At 70.9% G+C, this 15,469-nt stretch carries 13 protein-coding genes and 1 pseudogene; 10 read left to right on the top strand and 4 right to left on the bottom strand.

The window, feature by feature from the left end:
* Positions 1 to 199: 199 nt before the first annotated feature.
* Positions 200 to 706 carry a hypothetical protein gene (locus tag AB0D85_RS15180; protein WP_362319197.1) on the bottom strand — a complete coding sequence of 169 codons (507 nt, stop codon included), beginning with the start codon at positions 704 to 706 and terminating at the stop codon, positions 200 to 202.
* 1 nt (position 707) lies between these two features.
* Between AB0D85_RS15180 and AB0D85_RS15175 the strand changes: the two genes are divergently transcribed.
* Positions 708 to 1,064 (top strand): CAP domain-containing protein, encoded by a 357-nt coding sequence (locus AB0D85_RS15175; protein ID WP_362319194.1) that lies wholly within the window; start codon positions 708 to 710, stop codon positions 1,062 to 1,064.
* Between the two features lie 630 nt (positions 1,065 to 1,694).
* Positions 1,695 to 2,618 carry a DUF3592 domain-containing protein gene (locus tag AB0D85_RS15170; RefSeq protein WP_362319309.1) on the top strand — a complete coding sequence of 308 codons (924 nt, stop codon included), beginning with the start codon at positions 1,695 to 1,697 and terminating at the stop codon, positions 2,616 to 2,618.
* Positions 2,619 to 2,955: 337 nt separating this feature from the next.
* Here AB0D85_RS15170 and AB0D85_RS15165 read toward each other — a convergent pair whose 3' ends face one another.
* A complete protein-coding gene (locus AB0D85_RS15165) occupies positions 2,956 to 4,344 on the bottom strand; it encodes a glycoside hydrolase family 43 protein (protein ID WP_362319191.1) in 1,389 nt (462 codons plus the stop codon).
* Between the two features lie 223 nt (positions 4,345 to 4,567).
* Between AB0D85_RS15165 and AB0D85_RS15160 the strand changes: the two genes are divergently transcribed.
* From AB0D85_RS15160 to AB0D85_RS15145, 4 genes are all read left to right on the top strand, one after another.
* Positions 4,568 to 5,992, top strand: coding sequence for an amidase (locus AB0D85_RS15160; RefSeq protein WP_362319188.1), 1,425 nt, complete (start codon positions 4,568 to 4,570; stop codon positions 5,990 to 5,992).
* Positions 5,993 to 6,038: 46 nt separating this feature from the next.
* Positions 6,039 to 6,257: a hypothetical protein gene (locus AB0D85_RS15155; protein WP_362319185.1), complete on the top strand. Its 219-nt coding sequence runs from the start codon at positions 6,039 to 6,041 to the stop codon at positions 6,255 to 6,257.
* A gap of 133 nt (positions 6,258 to 6,390) precedes the next feature.
* The gene (locus AB0D85_RS15150) at positions 6,391 to 7,881 is read left to right on the top strand and encodes an SPFH domain-containing protein (protein WP_362319182.1); all 1,491 of its coding nucleotides are present in this window, start codon (positions 6,391 to 6,393) and stop codon (positions 7,879 to 7,881) included.
* A 271-nt stretch (positions 7,882 to 8,152) separates the two neighbouring features.
* Positions 8,153 to 8,602 (top strand): type II toxin-antitoxin system PemK/MazF family toxin, encoded by a 450-nt coding sequence (locus AB0D85_RS15145; protein ID WP_362319179.1) that lies wholly within the window; start codon positions 8,153 to 8,155, stop codon positions 8,600 to 8,602.
* Positions 8,603 to 8,606: 4 nt separating this feature from the next.
* Here AB0D85_RS15145 and AB0D85_RS15140 read toward each other — a convergent pair.
* Positions 8,607 to 9,469: pseudogene (locus tag AB0D85_RS15140) on the bottom strand (TIGR02452 family protein).
* 278 nt (positions 9,470 to 9,747) lie between these two features.
* Here AB0D85_RS15140 and egtA point away from each other — a divergent pair.
* The 4 genes from egtA to egtD are packed head-to-tail and all read left to right on the top strand — an operon-like array spanning position 9,748 to position 14,148.
* On the top strand, positions 9,748 to 11,076 hold the full coding sequence (gene egtA / locus AB0D85_RS15135) for an ergothioneine biosynthesis glutamate--cysteine ligase EgtA (protein WP_362319176.1): 1,329 nt from the start codon (positions 9,748 to 9,750) through the stop codon (positions 11,074 to 11,076).
* Positions 11,073 to 12,398, top strand: a complete 1,326-nt coding sequence (gene egtB / locus AB0D85_RS15130) for an ergothioneine biosynthesis protein EgtB (protein WP_362319173.1) — start codon at positions 11,073 to 11,075, stop codon at positions 12,396 to 12,398. The genes egtA and egtB overlap by 4 nt, the downstream gene beginning before the upstream one ends.
* Positions 12,398 to 13,189 carry an ergothioneine biosynthesis protein EgtC gene (egtC, locus tag AB0D85_RS15125; protein ID WP_362319170.1) on the top strand — a complete coding sequence of 264 codons (792 nt, stop codon included), beginning with the start codon at positions 12,398 to 12,400 and terminating at the stop codon, positions 13,187 to 13,189. Before egtB ends, egtC begins: the two co-directional genes overlap by 1 nt.
* The gene (gene egtD, locus AB0D85_RS15120; protein WP_362319167.1) at positions 13,186 to 14,148 is read left to right on the top strand and encodes an L-histidine N(alpha)-methyltransferase; all 963 of its coding nucleotides are present in this window, start codon (positions 13,186 to 13,188) and stop codon (positions 14,146 to 14,148) included. Before egtC ends, egtD begins: the two co-directional genes overlap by 4 nt.
* A 1-nt stretch (position 14,149) precedes the next feature.
* On the opposite strand, the gene AB0D85_RS15115 is transcribed toward egtD, so the two are convergent.
* Positions 14,150 to 15,412: an extracellular solute-binding protein gene (locus AB0D85_RS15115; RefSeq protein WP_362319164.1), complete on the bottom strand. Its 1,263-nt coding sequence runs from the start codon at positions 15,410 to 15,412 to the stop codon at positions 14,150 to 14,152.
* Positions 15,413 to 15,469 lie beyond the last annotated feature (57 nt).

Here is a 15,469-nt window from a genome sequence, read left to right as displayed (position 1 = left end):
GCGTCAGAAGTTCACGAAGCCTCCGGGAGGCGGACCTGCGCACCCCACGTCCATGACAAGGGGCGTCCGAGCCTACGAAGCGAGCTAGTACCGAGGCCCTTTGCGCTCCCCGTAAAGGCCTCTTAAGAATGACGACCCGCAGGACGCTGCCGCAGCTCAGGAGCGGGTTACGCATGGGTAGACATCGTAAGAACACGCATTATCGGCGGATAGTGATCGCTGCCGTCGCCGTAGGCACCGTGGGCATACCGTCCGCCGCCATGGCCTGTTCCAGCTGGCCCGCCGGCGGCGGACACCGGTCCAACAGTGCCGAGAACAGCACAACGAAGGACGTGTGGAACAAGAAGGCCTGGTGGACCGACGCGAACTGGGGCCGCCCCTGGAACGCCGGCCAGGCCGGCGAGCCCTCGTCGACGGCATCGGCGGCGCCGAGCGCCTCCGCGAGCGCCACGGCTCCGAGTGCCTCCCCGAGCGCCACGAGGACTCCGAGCGCCTCCCCGAGCGCCACGAAGACCACCGCGCCGAGGCCGAAGGCCACAGCGCCCCGGCGCACCGCACGGACCACCGCCCCCAAGCCCAGCGCCACCACGTCGCCCAGTGTCCGGCCCACCACCACCGCCACAGCGACCGCCACCGCTTCCGCGACCCCCAAGGCGTCGAGCACCCCGAAGGTCACCAGCACGGCGTCCGGAGTCGTCGCCCGCATCGTGGAACTCGTCAATGCCGAACGCAGCAAGGTCGGCTGTTCGGCCCTGACCCTGAACACGACCCTGTCCAAGGTCGCGCAGGCACACAGTGAGGACATGGCGCTGCACCAGAACATGTCGCACACCGGATCCGACGGCTCCTCCCCTGGAGACCGGATCACCAGTGCCGGGTACACCTGGAGCGCCTACGGCGAGAACGTGGCCTACGGTTACGCCTCTCCCGAGGAGGTCATGGCGGGCTGGATGGCCAGCCCCGGCCACAAGGCCAACATCCTCAACTGCGCGTTCAAGGAGATCGGCGTAGGCCTCGCACAGCCCGACAGCTACTGGACCCAGGACTTCGCCACCGCCCGCTGAGCGGGTGCCGCCCAGGTAGGCGGCACCCGGCTCAGGCCCAGGACGTCACCGGGGTGAACGAGCTGTCCTGGCGGGACTGCGCGGACGCTCTCACCAGATACGGCGCCGACGAGAACAGGGCCGACCCGAGCACGCATTACACCATCAGCCGGGCCAGGCAACGGCATTGGGCCTAGGACTTCCTAGGGTCCACACCGCTGGACGCGGCAAGCACGCTCTTCGAGCGCCCCGCGTACCAGTGGACGTAGATCTCGGTGATGTCGACCACGACGAACCTCCATGGAGAATAATCTGACGCCCAAACCACACCAAGTGGGGGAAACCTGGTCGTCGACAGGTCTGACCGCATACACCGAAACACCGATACGGACAGTGACACCAAGAAGAGGAACCGGAAGGAATACCGGAAGGTTTACCGGAACAAACCCGGAGCTCGGGCCCCACACTCCTGATCACGTGCCGCCGACTGCAATCAGACGGCGGGATCCTTGCGCATATTTCGGTCGGAATTCGCAAATCACAGGGTGACTACGGCTGAAGGATCGAATTTGACGCCAGGATTCGGCGCAGGGTAGGACTCCTGACGATTCGAGAGATTGACGTTGAGGGGCAGTCATGTGGTTGCTATTCGTGTTGTTACCGCTAGCCGGCCTGCTGGCCGTCGACGTCGGCGCATTCTTGTGGTGGGCACGCCGGAATCAGCTGCTGAACAGCGGCGTGCCCGCGGCCGGCGAGGTCGTGCGGATCAACATCACGGTGACCCAACACGTCGACACGAACACGCAGTTGAGCTCCTCCTCCACCACGATTCGCCCGGTGGTGCGCTTCACCACGCAGACCGGTGAGCTGATCACCGCCTCACCGATGCGCAGCGCGGTCGACAAACTCCTGATCCCCGGCGATCCGGTCAGGATCCGCTACAGCGCGGGGAACCCGATGCGCTGCGTGGTGGACCAACGCGGCGCCAAGCAAGGCACCGTGCCCATGCTGGCGGGCCTGGTCTTCTTGAACATCTTCCTGATCGGCTTCGCCTCCATGGGCGGGCGCATCGCCGAGGGTTGGCAGAGCGACGACCAGTCGGCTACACCACCATCCATCGCTCAAGGGCTCGCTCAAGGGCTCGGCCAGTCGGCCGGCTCCGGGACCGGAAGCCGGACGACGACCCCCACACCGCCCCCCGCCGCGACGACCACCGGCGCGTGGTCCGCCGCCGACGGCCCCCTGACCGTGACCGTCGTCAAGGTCGTCAACGCCGGCGGGAACGTCAGTCTGACGGTCAGCGCGCACGACAGCGCCGCCGCATCGGTGACCCTGCCGATCTTTTCCAACTTCACCGCGACCGACGGCCAGGGCAACACCTACACGGCACACCCGCTCGCACCGATCGCCGTACCGGCCGGCGGCACCGTCTCCGACACGCTGACGCTGGATCAGACCGTCCCGGCAACGGCTCGGAGCCTGAAAGCCGCGTGGGCCCATGTCTTCTCCCAAGATCCCGCACTGAACGGTTCGATCACCGTCACGGGAGTTCCGCTGCCACATCACTCGGGTTGAACGTACGTCCAGCAGTCCGAGGCACCGGGCGCGAAGGGGGATCTGGTGCATCTCGGATGCCCGGCTCGGCACAGCCGACCGGTGCAGGTCCGGTCCGGGGGAGACGCCAGGGTCCCCCGTGGCTGCGAACCCCTTCTTCCATGGCCGCGTGCGCTCTCTGCCCGCTCTCTCCCGCCCGTACCCCCAGGCCCGCACGCCGCACGGTCAGCACACCGACGTCCGCATTCCGAGGTCAGCCGGACCATGTCGTCCGTTGTGCTCAGCGGGAACTCCCGGGAACTGGACGGAAGTCCTCCGCCGTCGTCAACACATCCGCCCAGGTCAGCGGCGCCCCAGCTCAGGCCCAGGACGTCACCGGGGTGAACGAGCTGTCCTGGCGGAAGAGATCCGTGCCGTCCGAGATTTCCACCCGTAGCTGGTAGTTGTAGTGGCGCAGGTAGTAGCCCGGGTAGTTGTACGACTCGAAGCGCACCGAGCCGCTGGACGAGCCCGTGCGGGCGATGAACGTGGCGTCCTTCGCGAACGTCGTCGTCCCGTCGTTCGCGTCGAAGCGGCCGCGGAAGTTGTAGTGGCGCAGGTAGTTGCCCGACGCGTCGCGGATCGAATAGCCGTTGGCGTCGGCCAGGCCCGCGACGACCGTGAAGGTGGCTGCCGTCTTGTCGGCCGTGGCGCTGGAGCTGGTCACCACCGGGAGGTTGAGGAGGGAGGACACTTCCTCCCAGTAGCGGGTCGTGTAGTTGACGGACTGGAAGGAGCGGGTCGCGTTCTTCGTCACCGAAGTGCCGCCCGACACCGTCTCCTTGATGACCGTGAAGTGGCGGGCCGTGCCCGAGAGGGTCGCGAGTGCGGTCGGGGTACTCCACGTGGCGAACGTGTCGTAGCTGTCGCTGTAGTAGTAGTTGCCGTCGCCGTAGCCGTCGAAGAAGATCCGCCAGCCGCCGTTGTCGAGCTGGATCACCGAGGGGCCCTCGCGGTAGCTGCCCCAGCCCGCCCAGTCGCCGGTCCTGGAGATCGTGTAGGGGCCGGTGAGGCTGGTGGCCGTGAGGTACTCGATGTACTTCGCCGTCTCGTTCTTCGTGAACGCGTGGTACGTCGAGCCGACCTTCACGATGTACGTGTCGATGTGGTTCGAGCCGATGCCGGCCAGGGCGACCGGTGAACTCCACGCCGTCAGGGCCGAGTTGCTCGCCGTCAGGATGTACGGCGTGAAGATCCACTCGTCGTCCGTCGTCGAGCAGGACACGATGACGTTGACGCTGCCGTCGCTGTCCACGAACCACTCCGGCGCCCAGGCACGGGACAGGTTCGTGATCGGGACCGTGTAGTCGTACAGGAACGTCCAGGTGACCCGGTCGGAGCTGCGGGCGAAGCCGATGGTGGTGCTTACGTCCTCCCAGGTGTGGGTGGTGTAGGTGACGTAGTAGTAGCCGTCCGTGTGCTTGAAGATGCTCGCGTCGCGGATGCGGTTGCTGGGCGGGGTGTAGGCGGAGGACTGGAGGAGGCGGAAGTCCGTGGCGTCGTCGGACTGGTACACGTTGACCGTGCCGTCGTCGCTGTTGAGGAACGGGACGATCGTGTAGCGGGTGGCGTAACCGCTCGCGGGGGCGGCGGCCTCGGCCGTACCGAGCAGTCCGGGCAGTTCGCCCAGGACCAGGGCCGACGCGGGCAGGGCGGCCAGCGCGCGGAGCAGGGTACGACGGGACGGGGTGGGGGGACGTGTGGTCACGGCGGCTCTCCGGGGGCTCGTACAGAGGCGGACACAGCGGCGCGTCCGATATCTCGAACCGAGTTCGAGAAGTCGTCAGAACGTAAGAGGAGCGGCAGGTTCACGTCAATGCTTTGAGCGGGACTTGGGTGCAGCTGGACGCCGGCTGTGCGAAACCTGTCCTGCCGGAGCCGGATCGACGTTACTCTCCGGTAAACGCGCTGCCGCCGAAGGTGGGTTCCCCATGCCGTACGACCGTTCCGCAGGCCTCACCGAGTCCGTACGGGCTCTGGCAGCAGGCGAGTTGACGTCACGTCAGCTGGTCGAGGCGTGCCTGGCGCGGATCGAGGCGACCCAGGGTTCCCTCAACGCCTTCCGGATCGTGCGCGGTTCGGCCGCGCTCGACGAAGCGGACGCCGCCGACCGCGAGTTGGCCGACGGAGTACGACGCCCCCTGCTCGGGGTGCCGGTCGCGGTGAAGGACGACACGGATGTGGCCGGCGAGCCGACCGCCTTCGGCTGCCGGGGCGACTTCCCGCCCGCGAAGGAGGACGGCGAGGCGGTACGACGGCTGCGTGCGGCCGGGGCGGTCGTCATCGGCAAGACCAACACCTGCGAGCTGGGGCAGTGGCCGTTCACCGAGGGCCCGGCCTTCGGCGACACCCGTAATCCGTGGCAGCTCGGGCACACCCCGGGCGGGTCCTCCGGCGGGTCCGCGGCGGCCGTCGCTGCAGGGCTGGTGCCGGCCGCGCTCGGCTCGGACGGCGCCGGCTCCGTGCGCATACCGGCCGCCTGGACCCACCTCGTCGGCATCAAACCGCAGCGCGGCCGTGTCTCCACCTGGCCACGCGCCGAGTCCTTCCAGGGCATCACGGTCAACGGCACCCTCGCCCGCACGGTCGCCGACGCCGTCCTGCTGCTGGACGCGGCGAGCGGGAACCACCCCCAGGACCTGCACCAGCCGCCCCGGTTGACCCTCACCGAGGCGATCGGCCGCGACCCCGGCCGGCTGCGCATCGCGCTCTCCCTGAAGCCGCCGTTCACCGCGGTCCCCGCCCGGCTCCACCCGGACATCCGCGCCCGGCTCCTCGAACTCGCGGAGAAACTGGCCGCGTTGGGGCACACCGTCGAGGAGGCCGACCCGCCCTACGGCCAGATCGGGCTCACCTTCGTCCCGCGCGGCACGGCCGGGATCGCCGAGCGCGTCCACGAGGCCCCGTACCCCGAGCTCCTCGACCGGCGCACCCTGCAGGCGGCCCGCCTGGGCCGGCTGCTGAGCGGGGTCCCGCTGCGGGCCGCGCGGCGCGCGGAGGCCGCCCTGCAGCGCAGGATCGGCGGCTTCTTCACGTCGTACGACGTGGTCCTCGCGCCGACCACCGCCGCTCCCCCGCCCCGTATCGGCGCGATGCTGAACCTGGGCCCGTTCGCCACCGACCGGGCCATGACCGCCGCCTGCCCCTACGCCTGGCCGTGGAACGTGCTCGGGTGGCCGGGGGTGAACGTGCCCGCCGGGTTCGTCGGGGACGGGCTGCCGGTGGGCGCGCAGTTGCTCGGCCCGGCGCACAGCGAGCCGCTGCTGGTCTCGCTCGCCGCCCAGGTGGAGGCGGAGCTGCGCTGGCACGAGCGCTGGCCGCCGCAGGCCGTGGCCGCCGGCTCCCCGGCCGCATAGGCGCAGGCGGCTTTCCTCCCGCTTGACCTGCCCGTACCCTCTGACCATGCAGGACGCGTCGATGGTCGGGCTCATGGGGCGGGTCACCGGAACGGTCGGGCCCGGGCTCGTCGGCGAGGTGATCGTCCGGGTCCGCGGGGGTGCCGAGCACTTCCTCGCGTACGCCGCGGACGGCACCGGCCGGTTCGAGCGGGGCACGGTGGTGATGGTGGTCGAGTACCTGCCGCCGCGGACGGTCTACGTCACGCCCGCGTACGACAGTTGAGCAGGCATAGCCCCAGGTGAGGGGCGTGTGCGTCAAGATTGCAACAAGGATCCGTCAGCGTCTTCACCCCGGCCTTGCGCGGGCGCACACTCCCTTCGTTCGGTGCCGAAAGGGCACCATGCAAAGGGGGCGTATGCCGATGGTTGTCGGCGTCGTTGCGGGCGCGGCGGTTCTGGCCGTACTCGCGTTGATCGGTGTGTTCAAGATGATGTGGCGGGTGGCCGAGCCGAACGAGGCGCTCATCATCTCCGGTTCGAAGCACCGGACCGAGGGTCTTGAAGAGGGCATGGGGTTCCGCATCGTCACGGGGCGCGGCACGCTGGTGCTGCCGGGTGTGCAGGCGGTGCGCAAACTGTCCCTGGACCTGAACGAGACCGAGTTGTCGGTGGACTGCGTGACCCAGCAGGGCATTCCGCTCAAGGTGCGGGGCGTGGTCATCTTCAAGGTGGGCGACGACTTCGTGTCGATCGCCAACGCGGGCCGCCGCTTCCTGGACCAGCAGAAGATGATGTCCGAGCGGGTGCACAACGTGTTCGCCGGTCATCTGCGGTCCATCGTGGGCGGGTTGACGGTCGAGGACATGATCCGCGACCGGGACAAGCTCACCGGGCAGACCCGGGCCGCCTGCGGCACGGAGATGGAGAAGCTGGGGCTCATCGTGGACTCCCTGCAGATCCATGAGATCGAGGATCCGACGGGGTACATCCAGAACCTCGCGATGCCGCACGCGGCGGCCGTGCAGCGGGACGCGCGGATCGCGCAGGCGGAGGCGAACCGTCTCGCCACCGAGGCGGAGCAGCAGTCGTTCGCCCGGATGGCGGAGGCCACCCGGGACAGCGAGATCCTCCAGGCCGGTTACCAGGCCGAGCGGGACAAGGCCGCGGCCCAGGCCCGGCAGGCCGGTCCGCTCGCCGACGCGGCCGCCCGCCAGGAGGTCGTGGTCCAGGAGACCCGGGTCGCCGAGCTGGAGGCGCACCGGCGTGAGCAGCAGCTCCAGGCGGACGTCCGCAAACCGGCCGACGCCAGCGCCTACGAGAAGCGGACGCTGGCCGAGGCCGAGCGTGACGCGCGTATCTCGGCGGCCCAGGCCAAGGCGAAGGAGACGGAGCTGGCGGCCGCGGCCGAGGCGACCCGGGTCAAGACGGCCGCGGGTGCCGAGGCCGAGGCGACCAAGTCCCGGGGTGCGGCCACCGCGGAGGCGACCCGGGCGACCGGTGAGGCCGAGGCGGCCGCCGCGCAGGCCAAGGGCCTCGCGGACGCCGAGGCGGTCAGGGCGAAGGGCCTCGCCGAGGCGGAGGCCATCAAGGCCCGCGCCACCGCCCTCGCGGAGAACCAGGAGGCGGTCGTCGCCCAGCAACTCGCCGAGAACTGGCCGGAGATCGTCAAGGCAGGTGCCTCCGCCTTCGGCAACGTCGACAACATGGTGCTGCTCAACGGCGCCGACGGGATGGCCGAGATGTTCGCCAAGGCGCTCACCATGGGCGGCACGGGGCTCGGTCTCGCCCGCCAGCTCCTTGCGTCGATGAACCAGAACGGGCAGGCCCCGAGCGGTACTTCACCGATCCTCGACAGGACAACGGCCCCGAGGACGCAGAAGGTGCCGGTGGAGCAGGACGGCGAGTAGCCGACCGCGGCGGTGCGCCTCCGGCCGAACTCCGGTGCCGGGGGCGCACCACCGTGTCGGCCTGCCGTCCACTCCCGCGACGGGGACGGGTGCGGCAGCCCGCGCCGGTGATGTGGGGACTTCCCGCGGCGCCGGTTGGAGCCGGTACCGCAAGCCGGTCGTCCTCCGCGCATCGAACGCCGCAATGTCACCGCCGAGTTGACCGAGGCGGCGCCGCACCGTACCGGGACCCCGCCTGTTCTCGCAGGCCGGGGCCCCTTAGGGTGCCCTCGTGACTGCCTTTATCGACGACGAGAACATCCCCGGCCGTTACGGCCCCACCGCGACCACCGAGGCCGACCCGCGCGAGGTCGGCAAGGTGCACACCGAGTACGCGCCCGCCCACGACGGCGACCCCGATCCCGGCGAGATCGTGTGGACCTGGGTGCCCTTCGAGGAGAACGACGGGCGGGGCAAGGACCGGCCGGTGCTGGTCGTCGCCCGCGAGTCGGCCGGCACCCTGCTCGCCGTGCAGCTGTCCAGCAAGCGGCACGACAACGACCGCGAGTGGGTGGCGATCGGCAGCGGGCCGTGGGACAGGACCGGGCGCGACTCCTGGGTGGACGTGGACCGCGTCCTGCGGCTGCACGAGGACGGCATGCGCCGGGAGGCCTGCGCCCTCGACCGGGGCCGCTTCAACCTCGTACGCAACCGGCTGCACGAGCGCTACGGCTGGAAGTGACGCGTCAGCCCGTCGCCGAGGCCTGAAACGCGTCGGCGAAGGCTGCCCTGACCACCGATCCCGGCGTACGGTCCAGGACCCCGAACAGCACGTGTTCGAAGGTCTGCTCGAACCGTCCGCCGGGGCCCAGCAGCCCCCGGAAGGCCCCCGCGACCTGCGCGGGGTCGTTCTGGAAGACCCCGCAGCCCCAGGCGCCGAGGACCAGCCGACGGTATCCCCGGGCCGCGGCCACCTCCAGCACCCGTTCGGCCCGTACGGCGAGGGCTCCGGGCAGCTCCGCGGCCCGCTCCGGGGCCGTACGGCGGATCACGCCCGCGTTGGGCGCGGCGGCGGTGAGGAAGCCCGCGCGGTAGGGCTCGGCGAGGAGCCCGCCGCGGTCGTCACGGAAGACCGGGACGGCCGGGGAGTGGATCACGCGGTCCGAGTAGAACGGGTCGCGGTGGGCGCGGTGGTGGTCGTAGTACTCCGGGACCTCGCGCAGGCACGTGTAGAGGGCGGAGGCGCGGCAGAGGGCCTCCTCCTGCGCCTGGGCGCCGTTGAGATAGCCGCCGCCCGGGATGGGGGTCCCCCCGGCTCGAACGTAGTTGAGAGCTGGGGGAGGGCGGAGGCGAAGTTCAGCACGGCCACCGGGGCGCCGGCCAGTCGGCGGGCGGCCTCCAGGCTGCTCTCGCCGGTGACCTCGGCGATCGTGTCCACGGGAGGGAGCTCCGGGACCGGCACCGGTTCCGGGCCGTACATCCGTGTCCCGGCCCGCGCGGCCGCGATGTCGGCCGCCAGGAGGACCTCCCGGCCGTCGGGCGCCCGGCAGGCCCCCGCCGCCACGATCTGTTCGGTCTGCTGTGCGATCCCGCGCAGGCGCGCGCTCATGGCGCCACCCCCGTGGACGCCATGAGCGCGGCCCGCACGGTCGCCCCCGTCGTGCTCATGTACGCATCCTGGGTGATGCTGGTGATGCCGTGCAACGGAGTTTCCTGGGCCCAAATCGGTCGGAAACATACTAGGAAGCAGAGGTTACCGATCTAGGACGTCCTCTTGGGCGCCCTTGTGCGAATGGACGCGAAGGTCTTGGGTGGGACGGACGATGCCGTCCCGGAACCATCCGGGGCCGGGCCGGCGGCATGGTGGAATCTCAGGAGGATCCCGACATGTCCGACTCAATATCCGACAGCGGTGACTGTACCGACGGGTCGGTGAAGACCGACTTCTCGGACGACCGCACAGCTGTCACCGAGGCCGAGGTGGAGGCCCTGGTCAAGGGCATCTGCTTCAAGACCGGCCCGCCCCGCACCCTCGGGGTCGAAGTGGAATGGCTGGTCCACGAGCTGCGGCAGCCGCAGCTCCCGGTGACATCCGAACGACTCGAAGCGGCCTACGCCGCACTGCGCACGGTGCCCCTGGGGTCGGCGCTCACCGTCGAACCCGGCGGTCAGCTGGAGCTGAGCTCGCCGCCCGCCGCCTCCCTGACGGAGTGCATCGGCACCGTTTCCGCCGACCTGGACGCCGTCCGCACGGTCCTCGCAGAGCAGGACCTCGGTCTCGTGGGCGTCGGTCACGATCCCTGGCACACTCCCCGCCGCTTCCTGCGCGAACCGCGCTACGAGGCGATGGAGAGGTGCCTGGACCGCACCGGCACGGCGGGCCGCCACATGATGTGCACCTCGGCCTCGGTACAGGTCTGCCTGGACGCCGGCCACGAGGAGCCCGGCCCGCTGGGGCACGCCCGCCGCTGGTGGCTGGCCCATCAGCTGGGCCCGGTGCTGGTGGCCGCCTTCGCCAACTCCCCCCTGGTGGGCGGGCGGCCCACCGGCTGGCTGTCCACCCGGCAGCTGCTGTGGATGGAGATCGGTGCAGGCCGCGCGGGCGCGCCGCCGCTGGACGGCGACCCCCGCATGGCCTGGGCCCGGCATGTGCTCGACGCCCCGGTGATGTGCGTACGGCGGGACAGCGGTCCCTGGGAGGTGCCTGAGGGCCTGACCTTCCGGGACTGGACCCGGTCGGGTGCGCCCACCAGGAAGGATCTCGAGTACCACCTCACCACGCTCTTCCCGCCGGTCAGGCCGCGCGGTCATCTCGAGCTGCGGATGATCGACGCGCAGCCGGGCGACGACGGGTGGATCGTGCCGCTGGCGGTGACGGCGGCGCTGTTCGACGACCCGGAGGCCGCCGAGACCGCGTACCGGACGGTGAAACCGCTGGCCGAGCGGGCGCTGTCGCTGCCCGCCCCGCACAATCCGCTGTGGCTCGACGCGGCACGGACCGGGCTCGGCGACCCGGAGCTGCAGGAGGCCGCCGTCGTCTGTTTCGCGGCGGCGGTGGAGGCCCTGCCCCGGCTCGGCGCGGCCCCCGAGGTCGTGGCCGCCGTGGCCGAGTACCTGGACCGGTACGTCCGCCAGGGCCGCTGCCCGGCCGACGACCTGCTGGACCGACTGCGCGGCACGGCCGGTCGCGCCCATGGGAAGGACATCAGCGCATGACCGAGACCGAGACCGACATCGATATCGAGGCTCTGCGTGACCGGGCGCTGACATCCCTGACCACGGCCCGCGCCCGCACCACGCTCCTGACCAGCTGTGTCGAGGAGCCCGATCTGACCGCCCAGCACTCTCCGCTGATGTCCCCACTGGTGTGGGACCTCGCCCACATCGGCAACCAGGAGGAGCTCTGGCTGCTGCGCAACGTCGGCGGCCGGGAGCCGATGCGCCCCGAGATCGACACGCTGTACGACGCCTTCGAGCATCCGCGTTCCGAGCGGCCCTCGCTGCCGCTGCTGCCGCCCGCCGAGGCCCGGCAGTACGCGGCGGAGGTACGCGGCCGGGCGTTCGACCTGCTGGAGAGCTCGGCGTTCAGCGGCACCCGGCTGACCGAGGCGGGCTTCGCCTTCGGCATGATCGCGCAGCACGAACAGCAGCACGACGAGACGATGCTGATCACCCATCAGCTCCGCACGGGTCCCCAGGTCTTGACCGCTCCCGACCCGGACCCGGCACCGCCGTTCACCGGCCCGGCCGAAGTCCTGGTCCCCGGCGGCCCGTTCACGATGGGCACCTCCACCGAGCCCTGGGCGCTGGACAACGAACGCCCCGCGCACCGGCGGGAGGTGGCCGCCTACTGGATCGACACCACCCCGGTCACCATCGGCCGGTATCTGGAGTTCATCGAGGACGGCGGCTACGAGAACGAGCGCTGGTGGACGCCGGAGGGCTGGGCGCACATCCGGCAGCACTCCATCTCCGCCCCGCAGTTCTGGCACCGGGAGGGCGGCCAGTGGCTGCGCCGCCGGTTCGGGGTCACCGAGGTGGTCCCGCCCGAGGAGCCGGTGCTGCACGTGTGCTGGTACGAGGCGGACGCCTACGCCCGCTGGGCCGGGCGCCGGCTGCCCACCGAGGCCGAGTGGGAGAAGGCCGCCCGGCACCACCCCGGCGAGAACCGCTCGCGCCGCTACCCGTGGGGCGACGCCGACCCGGCCCCGGCCCACGCCAACCTGGGCCAGCGGCATCTGCGGCCGGCCCCGGCGGGCAGCTATCCCGAGGGCGAATCGCCGCTGGGCGTGCGGCAGTTGATCGGCGACGTCTGGGAGTGGACGGCCAGCGACTTCCTCCCCTATCCCGGGTTCGCCGCCTTCCCGTACAAGGAGTACTCGGAGGTGTTCTTCGGCCCCGAGTACAAGGTGCTGCGCGGCGGCTCGTTCGCCGTGGACCAGGTGGCCTGCCGGGGGACGTTCCGCAACTGGGACTACCCGATCCGGCGGCAGATCTTCTCCGGCTTCCGCACCGCCCGTTCCGCGGAGACGGCCTGATGTGCCGTCATCTGGCCTACCTGGGACCCGAGGAGCCGCTCGGCCGACTCCTCGTGGAGCCCGGGCACTCCCTCCACCGCCAGTCGTGGGCACCCCGGCGGCAGCGGTACGGGACGGTCAACGCCGACGGTTTCGGGGTGGGTTGGTACGCCCCGGAGGATCCGCAGCCGGCCCGGTACCGGCGGGCGGTGCCGATCTGGGCCGACCCGTCCTTCGCCGACCTGGCCCGGGTCGTCCGCACCGGCGCGCTGCTCGCCGCCGTACGGGACGCGACCCTGGCGGGTGCGGACGGGGAGGCCGCGGCGGCGCCGTTCGCCGCGGGCCGCTGGCTGTTCAGCCACAACGGGGCGATCCCCGGCTGGCCGCAGTCCGTGGCCCCCCTCGCCCCCCTGCTGCCCCCGGCCGAGCTGCTGTCGATGGAGGCGCGCACCGACTCGGCGTTCGTCTGGGCGCTGGCCCTGCACCGGCTGCGGACCGGCACGGAACCGGGCCCCGCTCTTGCCGAAACGGTTCTCCAGGTGGCCGAGGCCGCACCGGCCGCCCGTCTCAACCTCCTCCTCACCGACGGCGAGACCATCGCCGCCACCGCCTGGGGGGACAGCCTCTTCCACCTCTCGGAACCCGGCCGCACCGTCGTCGCCTCCGAGCCGTACGACGACGACCCGCACTGGCGGGAGGTCCCCGACCGCACCCTGCTCACCACGAGCCGCACGGGCGTCGTACTCGCCCCGATCGAGCCCGCCCCCGTCGAGGACCCGGCATCCGCATCCCCGAAGGAGCCCTGTACGTGAGTCCCCTCCGTGTCACCCGCACCCTCCCCGAGGACGCGACGGACGCCGCGCTGCGCGCCGATGTCCTGAGCGGCCTCACCGCCACCCCCAAGACGCTGCCGCCGAAGTGGTTCTACGACGCCCGGGGCAGCGAACTCTTCGAGGAGATCACCGAACTGCCCGAGTACTACCCGACCCGGGCCGAGCGGGAGATCCTGCTCGCCCGGTCCGGTGAGATCGCCGCCGCGAGCGGTGCCCGCACCCTGGTGGAGCTGGGCTCGGGCTCCTCCGAGAAGACCCGCCTGCTCATCGACGCGCTCACCGACCTCCAGGTGTACGTGCCGGTCGACGTCAGCGAGAGCGCGCTGACACAGGCCGGGCAGGCGCTCATCGAGGAGCGGCCTGGGCTGACCGTGCACGCCCTGATCGCCGACTTCACCGGCCGGATGGAGCTGCCCGAGACGCCGGGGCCGCGGCTGCTGGCGTTCCTCGGCGGCACGATCGGCAATCTGCTCCCCGCCGAGCGGGCCGCGTTCCTGGCCTCGATCCGGGGGCTCCTCGCACCCGGCGACGCGCTGCTGCTCGGCACCGACCTGGTCAAGGACGAGGAGGTCCTGGTCCGGGCGTACGACGACGCGGCCGGGGTGACGGCCGAGTTCAACAAGAACGTCCTGGCCGTCGTCAACCGGGAGCTGGACGCCGACTTCGACCCGGACGCCTTCGACCACGTCGCCCTGTGGGACGCGGCCGACGAGTGGATCGAGATGCGGCTGCGCTCGCGTGTCGTGCAGACCGTGAAGGTGCCGGCGCTCGATCTGGCCGTGGACTTCGCGGCCGGCGAGGAACTGCGCACCGAGGTGTCGGCGAAGTTCCGGCGGGCCGGCGTGACCGCGGAACTGGCCGCTGCCGGGCTGGAGTTGACCAACTGGTGGACCGACTCGCAGGGCCGCTTCGCGCTGTCCCTGAGCATGGCGCGCTGAGTCACCCGAAGTCCGGTGCGAGGAGTTCGGTGATGCGCCGGGAGGCGCGGCGGGCCTCGGTCGCGGGGTCCGCACCGCCGAGCACCTCGGTCATATAGCCCTTGATCGGGTTGTCGGCCTCGACCGCCGGCCAGTCCGGGGTGTGGGGGGTCGCCCGTCCCCGCGCGGCGCCCGCCGCCATGGCGGCGACCCCCTCCTCCCCGGCGACCGCGCTCGCCAGCGTGGTCTTGTTGGGCACGTAGTTCATGGTGCGGGCGAGTTCGGTGTCCCACTTGGCGCCGGTGAGCGCGCCGACGACGGCGGTCGCGTCGTAGGGCCGGTCGGTGTTCTGCGGTACGACGAGGTCGGAGCCGCCGGTGAAGACGGCGCCGGGGTGACCGGCCGTCAGCCCGGGCACCGGGAAGTACCCGATCTTGTCCTTGAGTTGTGGATTCTCCTGCACGACGGACTGGGTCAGCCCGGGTACCGCGATGATCTGTGCGACCTTGCCGTCCGCGAACACCCCGGCCTGGGGCGGGTGTTCCTCGTCGGCGTCCACGGGCCCCTTGCCGAGTGCCTGGAGCCGCCGGTAGAAGTCCATTCCGCGCAGGGCGGCCGGGCTGTCCAGCGTGCCCTTCCAGCCGGCGTCGGTCTCCTCGGCGAGGTCGCCGCCCTCGTCCCAGACGAACCCGGAGAGCGTGTACCAGTCCTGTCCGGCGAGGTAGATCCCCTGTCTCCCACCGGAGTTGAGCTTCTCGGTGTCGGCCAGCCACTCCTTCCGGGTCTTCGGCGGGGAGGTGATGCCGGCCTTCGCGAAGAGGTCCTTGCGGTAGATGACGACCCGGTTGGCCGCGTACCAGGGGATGCCGTACTGGCGCGAGTCGTCCCGGCCCGGTTCGGCGAGTCCGGGCAGCCACTGGTCCTTGCCCCAGTCGCGCATCGACTCCAGCGTGAGGTCGGTGAGCCGGCCGTCCTCCACGTACTGCGGGACCTGGGTGTTGCCGACCTCGATGACGTCGGGCCCACCGCCGGAGTCGCTCTTCAGCGCCGCCTGGACCTTGTCCACGATCCCGGTCCACTGCTGGATGCGGATGTCGAGGCGGATGTCCTCGTGGGTGCGCTCGAAGTCCGCGGTGAACCGGCGCAGGAAGTCCTTCGACGCGCTGTTCTGCATCAGCCACACCGTGACGGTGTGCCGCTCACCGCCACTGCCCGGCAGTACTCCACAGGCGCTCAGCAGGGCGGCGGACACACAGACGAGGGCGAGCGGCCGGCGACGTCTCACGGGGTTCCTGTTCTGCCTGGCGGACAGGGGAAGGGGCCCGGCGTGGGGGAACGAGCG

Origin of the sequence: Streptomyces sp. NPDC048277, from assembly GCF_040652235.1 — a bacterium.
GTDB lineage: Bacteria > Actinomycetota > Actinomycetes > Streptomycetales > Streptomycetaceae > Streptomyces.
This window is presented reverse-complemented; position numbering and strand designations above follow the sequence as displayed.